The 10,110-nt window shown below is 64.6% G+C and carries 10 protein-coding genes; 4 read left to right on the top strand and 6 right to left on the bottom strand.

Translation table 11 applies throughout. The annotated features are described in order from the left end of the window. The 3 genes from VMS96_11960 to trxA form a co-directional block, all read left to right on the top strand. The coding region (locus tag VMS96_11960) for a dienelactone hydrolase family protein (GenBank protein ID HVP44140.1) at positions 1-312 on the top strand (312 nt) is incomplete at its 5' end. A gap of 95 nt (positions 313-407) precedes the next feature. Further along, positions 408-3,134, top strand: coding sequence for a protein kinase (locus VMS96_11955; protein ID HVP44139.1), 2,727 nt, complete (start codon positions 408-410; stop codon positions 3,132-3,134). 335 nt (positions 3,135-3,469) lie between these two features. Continuing rightward, a complete protein-coding gene (gene trxA, locus VMS96_11950) occupies positions 3,470-3,775 on the top strand; it encodes a thioredoxin (protein HVP44138.1) in 306 nt (101 codons plus the stop codon). Between the two features lie 123 nt (positions 3,776-3,898). Here the strand turns inward: trxA and lexA are convergent, their stop codons facing one another. The 6 genes from lexA to VMS96_11920 form a co-directional block, all read right to left on the bottom strand. Beyond that, positions 3,899-4,555, bottom strand: a complete 657-nt coding sequence (lexA, locus tag VMS96_11945) for a transcriptional repressor LexA (GenBank protein ID HVP44137.1) — start codon at positions 4,553-4,555, stop codon at positions 3,899-3,901. A gap of 107 nt (positions 4,556-4,662) precedes the next feature. Beyond that, on the bottom strand, positions 4,663-4,809 hold the full coding sequence (locus VMS96_11940; protein HVP44136.1) for a hypothetical protein: 147 nt from the start codon (positions 4,807-4,809) through the stop codon (positions 4,663-4,665). Positions 4,810-4,833: 24 nt separating this feature from the next. Next, positions 4,834-5,406 (bottom strand): LemA family protein, encoded by a 573-nt coding sequence (locus VMS96_11935; protein HVP44135.1) that lies wholly within the window; start codon positions 5,404-5,406, stop codon positions 4,834-4,836. Positions 5,407-5,418: 12 nt separating this feature from the next. Further along, positions 5,419-6,660 (bottom strand): hypothetical protein, encoded by a 1,242-nt coding sequence (locus VMS96_11930; GenBank protein ID HVP44134.1) that lies wholly within the window; start codon positions 6,658-6,660, stop codon positions 5,419-5,421. A gap of 62 nt (positions 6,661-6,722) precedes the next feature. Beyond that, positions 6,723-7,889 (bottom strand): aminotransferase class V-fold PLP-dependent enzyme, encoded by a 1,167-nt coding sequence (locus VMS96_11925; protein ID HVP44133.1) that lies wholly within the window; start codon positions 7,887-7,889, stop codon positions 6,723-6,725. Between the two features lie 197 nt (positions 7,890-8,086). Continuing rightward, a complete protein-coding gene (locus tag VMS96_11920) occupies positions 8,087-9,409 on the bottom strand; it encodes an amino acid permease (protein HVP44132.1) in 1,323 nt (440 codons plus the stop codon). 208 nt (positions 9,410-9,617) lie between these two features. Here VMS96_11920 and VMS96_11915 point away from each other — a divergent pair. Further along, the coding region (locus VMS96_11915; GenBank protein HVP44131.1) for a tetratricopeptide repeat protein at positions 9,618-10,110 on the top strand (493 nt) is incomplete at its 3' end.

Here is a 10,110-nt window from a genome sequence, read left to right as displayed (position 1 = left end):
AAGCTGGCGGCGGCGGTCATCAACTACGGGCATCTGGCCACCGACAAGCAGGCGCTGGCCAGGATCCATGCCTCCGTCCTCGGCATCTTCGGCGGCAAGGACCGCGGCATCCCCGTGGACGACGTCCGGAAGTACGAAGCTACGCTGAAAGAGCTGGGCAAGGACGTGCAAGTCGTCATCTATCCCGAGGCCGGTCATGGGTTCCAGAATCCCAACAACAAGCAGGGCTACCGCGCCGACGATACCGCGGACGCCTGGAAGAAGACCGTGGACTTCCTGGCCGCGAAACTCAAGTCAGGTGGTAGCAAGTAGGGGGTTGGTGGTAGGAGGCGCCTCCTACCACCTACTTGCTACCTCCTACCGGCTTCTTCCGTCTTTCTTATAAGATTCGCTTACAGGCTTCCTTCTTGATCGGGCAGACCATCTCGCATTACCGCGTCCTCTCTCAGTTGGGCGGCGGCGGCATGGGCGTCGTCTTCGAAGCCGAGGACGTCAAGCTCGGCCGGCGGGTCGCCCTGAAGTTCCTTTCCGAAGACATGGAGCGCGACCCGGCGGCGCTGGAGCGGTTCCAGCGCGAGGCCCGCTCGGCCTCGGCGCTCAGCCATCCCAACATCTGCACCATCTACGAGATCGACGAGTACGACCACCGGCACTTCATGGCCATGGAGCTGCTGGAAGGGGAGCCCCTGGACCGGCGCATCGCCGGACGCCCGCTGCCCCTGGACCCTCTGCTTGACCTGGCCATCCAGATCGCCGATGCACTCGACGCCGCCCACGCCAAGGGCATCGTGCACCGCGACGTCAAGCCGGGGAACATCTTCATCGCCCCGCAGAACCGGGCCAAGGTCCTGGACTTCGGGCTGGCCAAGCTGACCCCCAAGGCGGTGGCTGGATTGGTGGGCGCGACCGCCGCACCCGCCGCCGTCCCCACCATTGCCAGCGAGCACCTCACCAGCCCGGGTTCGGCGGTCGGCACGATCGCTTACATGAGCCCGGAGCAGGCGCGGGGCGAGGAGCTTGACCGCCGTACCGACCTGTTCTCCTTCGGCGCCGTGCTCTACGAGATGGCGACCGGGGTGCTCCCCTTCAAGGGCACGACCACGGCGGTGATCTTCGACCAGATCCTGAACCGCGATCCGGTGCCGCCCCTGCGCCTGAACCCGGATCTCCCCCAGGAATTCGGGGCCATCCTCAGTAAGGCTTTGGAGAAGGACCGTGACGTGCGCTACCAATCCGCGGCCGAGATGCGCGCCGACCTGAAGCGCCTGAAGCGCGATACCGATTCTGGCAAGACCGCCACTACCGGGGTGCATCGCGATTCCAGCGCCCTGATCATCGCCACCGAACTCAGGCGCAACAAGCCGGTGCTGACCATCGGCACCGGCATCTTCCTCATCGTGGCGGCAGTCATCACCTTCGGGTTGTACAAGCTGATCTCGCAGCGAAAGAGTGCGGAGACCCCGACTGCCAGCACCCCCTCGGGCGCTTTCAGCTTCCAGAACATGCGCCTGGCACGCATCACCGACAGTGGCAAAGCGACCCAAGTAGCCATCTCCGGCGACGGTCGCTATATCGTCCACGCCACCGACGAGGGCGGACAGCAGAGCCTGTGGGTGCGCCAGGTGGCCACCGGCAGCAACGTGCAGATCGTCCCTCCGGCGCCGGTCCTCTATCGTGGCGCCACCTTTTCGCCTGACGGTAATTACATTTACTTCGTCCGCTCCGACAAGAACCAGCAGGCGTACAGCTACCTGATGAAGATCCCGGTGCTGGGCGGCGATGCGCAGCAGGTCAAGTTCGACGTCGACACCGCGGTCACTTTCTCTCCCGATGCCAAGCAGATCGCCTACGAGCGCGGCTACCTGGACAAGGGCGAGGTCACGCTGTTCATCGCCAACGCCGACGGCAGCGGCGAGCGCGTTTTGGCTACACGCCGCATCCCCAATTCCTTCACCAATGCCGCGCCGGCCTGGTCGCCGGACGGCAAGACCATCGTGGCCACCGCGTTCGACTTCACCGGCGGCGGATTCACCTCGATCATCGCCGTCTCCGTGGCCGACGGCTCGATGACGAGCTTCTACAAGCAAAACGGCCAGTTGGGCCGGATCTCCTGGCTGCCCGACGGTTCCGGCATGCTGGTCGGCGCCAACGATATATCCAAGAGTGCACAGGGACAGATCTTGTATGTCTCCTATCCCGGGGGGCAGGCGCAACGGCTCACCAACGACCTCAATGACTACGACATCTGCTGTGTGAGCCTGACCGCCGATGGCAAGCAACTCGCCGTCATCGAGAACGAACGTGCCCCCAGCGTCTGGGTCGCGGCGAAGGATTTGAAGCACGTCAACCAGGTCACTTCCGGCCGATCGGACGGCTTCTCCGTGACTTGGATCGGCGGGAAAGTCGCGTACACCGACCGCGACGGGGAGATATGGCTGGCCAATGAAGACGGCAGCGACGTGCACCGCATCGCGGCGTCCGATCTGCGTGCGGGAGGACTGGCCGGATGCGGCGATGGCAAACACATCCTCTACCAGCACGTGTCGCCGTCGGGTGTTTCCGTGTGGCGCATCGACGCCGACGGTTCCAATCCCACGCCGGTGACCCACGACCGCCTGGATCAATCGGTCAGCTGTTCGCCGGACGGGACGTGGGCGGCCTACGGCTCAGCCGATACCGGCCATTACCGGCATTTCCGCATCCCCCTTCAGGGTGGCGAGCCCGTCCAGATCAACTTCGATAACGAAACCCTCACCGGTGGAGCGGCCATCTCGCCGGACGGCACGAAGATCGCTTACCCCATCCTGGAAGGCGAAGGCATCCCCAAGACGGTCGGAGTGGTGCGTTCGGTGGATGGCGGCAGGCTGCTGGCCAAGGGCGAACTGCCCCAGGGAATGGGCCAGGGAAATTGGGCCCCGGACGGCAAGGCGTTCGACATCGTGCTCACCCGCAATGGCGTCTCCAACATATTCCGCCGGCCCATAGGCGCCGGCCCCGACAAGCTCAAGCCGATCACCGACTTCAAGGAAGGCCGTATCTACAGCTTCGCCTGGTCGCGGGACGGGAAGAAGATGGTGCTGGGACGTGGCCCCCAGACCCGCGACGTCGTCCTGATCAATAATTTCCGCCAATGACTGCTCCCCCGGGATCGGGTCCCGGCATGGTTACCTCGCGATTACTTCGCGGTTACTGAAGATATCTTTACCGTCCCCACCCCGCGCAGTAGAGTCGCCGCTGAAGTTAGGCAGTTCTGGGGGAGGGCTGCCGTGGCGCTCTGAGGCTTAACCGGCTTCAGGGCGCTTTTAATTTGACCTTGTTTCTCGGTCCCGGGTCGTTGGCCCCTGCGCTGCTCGCCTGAATCTTACGAGGGCCATCCGCATCCAATGTTTGTTAGGATTGGTCGGCTGCCTGGAAGGCGGCGGCAATGATAAGTATCGGAGGCAAGATGGCTGGAGTCGGGTTGTTTGAGGTGACAGACGAGAATTTCGACCGCGACGTGCTCAAGGCGAGCGGTCCGGTGCTGGTGGATTTCTGGGCGGCCTGGTGCGGCCCCTGCAAGGCGATCGCCCCCATCGTGGAAGAGGTCGCCACCCAGTACAGCGGCAAGGTGAAGGTGGGCAAGATGGACGTGGACAAGAACATTGCCACGCCGCAGCGTTACGGGGTGCGCGGTATCCCCACCCTGCTGCTGTTCAAGGACGGCAAGGTGGCCGAGCAGATCGTCGGCTACGTCCCCAAAGAGACCATCGAGAAGGCGATCACGAAGGTGCTCTAAGAAGGAGTCGGTAGTCAGGAGTCAGTAGTCAGCAAGGCCCGGCGCAAGCCGGGCCTTTTGCTTCGTATAGGGAGAGAACGCTTCGGCGCTGACCCCTGACTACCGACTCCTGACTCCTAGCTCCTAGTACTTCCGCAACACGCCGATCACCCGCCCCTGGATGCGGACGGCAGCAGCGGGGACGAGGATGGGCTGCATGGCGGCGTTCGAGGGCTGCAGCCGCACCTTGTCGCCCTCCTTGTAGATGCGCTTGAGCGTGGTTTCCATGCCGTCCACCAGCGCCACCACGATGTCGCCATTGCTGGCCACGCTGGTCTTCTCCACCAGGATGTAATCGCCGTCGAGGATGGCCTCGTCCTGCATGGAGTCGCCGCGCACTTCCAGTACGAAGACGTCCTTGGAGCGGGTGAAGTCGGTGAGGGAAATGGTTTCGGGGTTCTCCACGGCTTCGACCGGGCGGCCGGCGGCGATGCGCCCCAGCAGCGGCAGCTCGCCCACCGCGGCCGCCGCCATCATCTGCTTCATCTTTCCCTTGGGCGCGATCAGGTCGATGGACCGGCTGCGGTTGTAGTCGCGCTTGAGCAGCCCCTTCTTCTCCAGGTTGCTGACGTGCTTGTGCACGGTGGCCAGCGAACTCAGCCCCAGCCCTTCGCCGATCTCCTCGAACGAGGGCGAGTAGCCGTGCTTGCCCACAAACTCCGAGATCCAGTCGTACAGCTCGCGTTGTCTCTTGGTGAGCGCCATCGCCCGCAGTATGGGCGAATAGAAGGCGAATGTCAAGGAAGGATTGTGTAATCGGCAAATCGGGTGATTGAGACCCGCATCCTTCAATCGCGGACGCCTTCCCAATCACCCGATTTCCCGATTACACAATCACCCAATCTTACTCAGGCGAACCAGCCGCTGCGGTAGGCGATCCACCAGCTCACGAACACGATGGGGAGGGTCGCCACGAGGCCCCACAGCAGCGGGAGATACACGTCGGCCAGCAGCCCAAAGATGAGCACCAGGACGATGAATATCTTGCGCTCCACGCTCTCTCCCCGGCGCTGCGGGCGCTAGCGTCCGGCCGCTGAGAAGTCCATCTTCACGTCGGCCTTGTCGGCCTCCGCCGCCTTGAACATTTCCCGCGGCTTCAGTTGCATCATGCCGGCGACGAACATGTCGGGCACCACCGCGATGCGGATGTTGAAGGTGTTGACGGTGTCGTTGTAGAACTCGCGCCGGTCGGCGATGGAGTTCTCGATCTCGGTGATGCGTCCCTGCAGTTGCATGAAGCTGGTGTTGGTCTTCAGCTCGGGATAATTCTCGGCCACGGCGAACAGCCCGCGCACCGCGGTGGTGACGGCCTGGTCGGCCTGCGCCTTCTGGTCCACGGTGGTGGCGGCGGTGTACATGGAGCGCGCCTTGGCGATGTTCTCGAAGGTCGACTTCTCGAACTGCGCGTAGCCCTTGCAGACGTCGAGCAGCTTGGTGAGTTCGTCGTGGCGCTGCTTGAGCAGGACGTCGATGTTCGACCAGGACTTGTCGATGTCGTTCTTCAGCGCCACCAGGCCGTTGTAGATGGTGACGAAGTACCACAGCACGCCGGCCGCGATGAACAGCAGCACCAGCAGGATGATGAACGTCATGGCTCGCCTCCTCTACATCGCGTGAAAGTACGACAGCAGGTACCACAGGCACAGCGCGCTCAGCACCGGCCCGCCGAAGATCAACAAGGTGGAGCGGGTGGACAGCTCCGAGACTATCTCTTTTTGACTGCGCCAGGAAATGTAAAACGCGGGGTTGTTGCTCCCCTTGCAGATGACCGTAGGACACTTCGCGGGGAAAACGTCCTGCTCCGCGGCCGCGGCGACCTGCTCCATGCCGGTTTGCGGCTTGGGTCCCGGCTTGGCCGTCTGCGCCGCGGCAGCTCCGCTGGTCTGAGCGATCGCCTGGGGCAGTGAAGTCCCGGCGACGGTGGCCACGGCGGCCGCGGCCGCCGGATCGGCAGCCGCCAGGATCGCCGCCGAGCGGGCGGCCCGGGGATCGGCGGGATCGTATTTCGCTGGAGGCGGTGCCGGCTCGGTAGGCGCCTGGGCGGCACGGCGCGCCGCCATCTTGCGATCGAAGTCCGTGAGCGGGACCGGGCCCGGCGCCGCGAAGGTGGGCCTGGCCTGCACGTTGACGTTGATCCTCAGGTTGGCGAGGTTCATCAACGACGACGCCAGCCCCACCCGCCCGCCGCCGAAGTCCAGGCTGGACACATTGGCGGAGGGGAGCAAGGTCGGCACCGGCGTTGGATCCGGCGCCAGCCCGGCGTTGGTGGCCAGCGTTCCCAGGATGTAGAGGGCGTTGCGCGGTTTCAGGCAGTACTCCTCGACGCGCACGTTGTCGTCAAGGGCGACCCCGTTGCGTCCGGCGAATTCCGCCACCCGCGGGGGCACGCCGGCGCTGGAGAACATCGAGCGGCTGTACTCCGCCTTGAAATCGCAATGGATGTCCAGTTCCGCCCCGTGCGGGTTCACCAACACCAGCCCGGTCTCGTCCTTCAGGAAGAACGGGACGTGGAAGCGCTCGTCGATCTTCTGCGCCCAATGGCGGTTCTTGCCCGAGCCCTCCTCCTTCCACACCGCAGTTCGGTAGTAGAAGCAGGGGCGCTGGGTGATGGGCGACGTGATGGTGTCGGGCCCGACCGCCAGCCCGGTCAGTTCCACCAGCCCGATGGCGGCGCTGCGCACTTTCGCGGTCGGGGTGTCCAGGATCAGGCGCTTTCGCTGCAGCATGCGGAAGCCGCGGATGAAGAGAAAGATCCCGACCACAAATCCGATCGCAGCATAAAGGACGGTCTTGCCCTCGTCACTGGACGAGGACAGCCACAGCGCGGCATGAGCCAGGGGCAGCACAGGGAGCCGGGGTTTGGCGGAATCATATTCAGAAACGTCCGCTTTTCAAGTAGCGAAAAAGCTTAGCGGGTGGCCACGCCCATGTCGGCCAGGATCTCCTCCACCGCAGCGATGGCGCGATCGATCTCCTCATCCGCGGTGTAGAAGTGCGGCGCCATGCGGACGCCGGCCTTGGGGCGATAGTCCACCAGGATGTCGCGCTTGAGCAGTTCCTTGCAGACCTCCGGGGCGTTGGGCATGTCGATGGACACGGTGCCGCCGCGCCGCGCGGGATCGCGCGGGGTGTTTACCCGCCAGCCGCGCTGCTCGGCCATCTGCATCAGCTTCGTGGTCTGCCGCTGCGATTTTTCGCGGATGCGCTCCACCCCGGCCTCGCGGATGATCTTCAGCCCCGGACGGCAGGCGTATAGCGCCGGAATATGGGTGGTGCCGTTCATGAAGCGGAAGGGAGGGTCGGCGTACACGATGGGCGCAGGCGCGAAGGCGAATGAGTCTTTGTGGGCGAACCATCCGGTCAGCTTGGGCTCCAGCTTCTTCCCCAGGTCGGGGCGCACGTAGAGGTAGCCGACACCGGGTCCGCCGCACAGCCACTTGAGCACGCCGCCGGTGGCGAAGTCGGTGTTCAGCGCCTGCACGTCGATGGGGACCGAGCCGGCGGACTGGAACACGTCGAGCAGCACCATGGCCCCGACCTTGTGCGCTTTCTCGATGATCGCCGGAGCGTCCTGCAGGTACGAGCTGCGGAAGATGACGTGCGAGATGGGCACCAGCAGCGTCTCCTCGTCGATGGCATCGAGCAGGCGCTCCAGCGGCACGTGCACGCCGTCGTCGGTCTTGACCACCTGCACCCGGGCGCCCCGCGTCCGCTGCGCCTCCCAGAAGTACATGATGGAGGGGAAATTCAGGTCGTCGTACACCACCTTGTTGCGCTTGCCGCTGAAGTCGAAACAGGAGGCGACGATGGCCTCCGTGGTGGTCACGTTCTGATGCACCGAGACGGAATCCTTCGCCGCGTTGACGATGCCCCCGAGCTGGTTCCCGACCTCGACCGCCAGCATCCACCAGGCCTCCTCCCAGGCGCGGACCCCGCGATGGTTCCAGCCGTCGGCATAGTCCTTCATAGCGTCGTACACGCCGCGCGGCATGGCGCCCAGCGAGTTGCTGATCAGGTAGGTGGTGCGCTCCAGGATGGGGAAGTGGGAGCGGTAGCGGAGCAGATCGTCGGCCATCGGGAGATTGTAGCGGTCGCTAGTCGCTGGTCGCTAGTCGCTGGCTTTGTTGGGGCGCGGCGGAACCTGTCCTGAGCCGAGGCGAAGGAGCCGCGCCGAAGGATTCCCTTTTGATTGTCATCCCGAGGGAGTCCCGTAGGGACGACCGAGGGACCTTGCGACTGCTGGCACTCACCACGCCGTCTAGCGGAGGGACGTTAGCCCCGACGCCGCACCATCAGATAAGCAACCGAAAGAATCACGAGGTACACCACTCCGCTCATCACGGTCAGCGGTGAAGCGCCCCACGTGGTCAGGAGAGAGACCACGATCGCGGCAAATCCGGCCATCGACAGCCACCCGCCCCCCGGGGAGCGAAGGGGAAGCTCCACCAGTTGTTGTGGCGAGAGCCGCCGCCGGAAGACGACGTGCGCCGCCAGTCCCACCAGCCACGCCAGCATCGCTCCGAACAGGGCCGCGCCCAGGAGGTACACGAAAGCCTTGGCCGGCGCCCACCTCTCCAGCACCAGGGCCACCACGATCCCGAACGAGGAAACAAGCAGAGCGTTCATCGGCGTGCCCGAAGCATTCAACCTCCCCATACTGGGGGGCGCATATCCGCCGCGCGCCAGGGAGAACAGCATGCGTGAATCCACGTAGAGGCTGGCGTTGGCGCCGGAAAGGGCCGCGGTCAGCACCACGAAGTTCATGACGTGCCCCGCTGCCGGCAGCCCCACGTGCTTGAACACGGTCACGAACGGGCTCTCGGTCACGCCCGCGCCGTTCCACGGCATGATGCCCACCAGCACGATGATCGCTCCCAGATAGACGAACGCCAGCATCGCGAACGCCATGGCCATCGCCCGCCCCACCTCGCGCCCGCTGCGCGATTCCCCGGACGAGATGGCCACCATCTCCACCCCGGCGAAGGTGAACAGCGCGAACGACATGGCGTACATCGGCGCTGCCTGGCCCTTGGCGAAGAACCCGCCGTTGGCGGTGTATTGGACGGGGAAGTGTCCGGTCAGCAGCAGGGCGCCGCCCAGCACGACGAAGGCGGCCATGGTCACCAGCTTCACCATGGCGAAGCCATACTCGAACCAGCCGTAGTGGCCCACGCTCATCAGGTTCACCGCCAGCAGTGCCACGGCAAACACGCAGATCCAGGCGATGGCCGGCACCCCGGGTAGCCACTGCCGCATGTAGGTGGCCGAGGCCACCATCTCTCCGCCGATGGCCATGGCGATGGCGATCCAGAAGCCGTAGCGCGAAACGAACCCCGCCCAGGGATTCAAGTAGATCTCGGCGTAGGTGCCGAATGACCCCGCCGAGGGATGGACGCTGGCCAGTTCTCCCATGGCCATGCTGACCGCATAGGCGATCAGGGCGGCCAGGACGAAGCTGAGGATGACGGCGGGTCCGGCGATCTGGATGGCGGCGGCCGAGCCCAGCAACAGGCCCGTCCCGATGGAGCCACCGACCCCCACCATGGCCATCTGCCCGGCCCCCAATTGCCGGCGCAGACCCTGTTCGCTCCCCACCCTCTCTTGCCCCACGCGGCAGCTATATCAGAATGCCCGTCAGGTGTCATCCCGAGGGACGCCATAACCCGCCGCCCTCGGTCTACCCTGACGCCTGTCCCTCCGGCCCAGCACGATGGTGCGCCGTTCAAATGGACTCCCCGATTGCTGGGCGCTTGCGATTCCGCATACAATTACGCACGCTCCGGATGTCCGAGCCTCTACCGGCATGGCCGATCTTCAAAAACGTCTGGAAAAAGCCGAGAAGTATCTCCAGAAGGGTAAGCAGCGCGACGCGCTCAACGAATACCTGGGGATCCTCGAGGAGGACCCGAACAACGATTCGGTGCGCCAGGCTGCGGCCGACCTCTGCATCTCCCTGAACCAGACGGACGAGGCCGTGCGCCTGCTCTCGGCCAGCTTCGACCGTGCCGCCCAGACCGGCGACGCGGGCAAGGCCGGCATCGTGTACAAGAAGCTGGTCCGCCTGACCACTCCCACCGTTGACCAGATCTTCCGCTACGCCCAGTTCGTCGAGAAGAAGGACAAGAAGGAAGCCCTGGAATGCTATAGCCAGGCGGTGGAGGGCTTCCTGAAAGCGGCGCGCAAGCCGGATGCTCTCAGCGCCCTGCAGCGGTCGGTGGCGCTCGATCCGACGCTGGCGAATTATCAGCGCCAGGGCGAGATCGCGGCCGAACTCGGCGATGGCAAGACCGCCGCCG

Source organism: Terriglobales bacterium (genome assembly GCA_035543055.1).
GTDB lineage: Bacteria > Acidobacteriota > Terriglobia > Terriglobales > Acidobacteriaceae > JAIQFD01.
Note: the sequence above shows the minus strand (reverse complement) of the source record. Positions and strands in the feature narration are given on the sequence as shown.

Excerpts from the sequence above, each read along its gene's own strand:
- VMS96_11935 (HVP44135.1), bottom strand. The coding sequence starts at position 5,406 with ATGACGTTCATCATCCTGCTGGTGCTGCTGTTCATCGCGGCCGGCGTG.
- VMS96_11925 (HVP44133.1), bottom strand. The coding sequence starts at position 7,889 with ATGGCCGACGATCTGCTCCGCTACCGCTCCCACTTCCCCATCCTGGAG.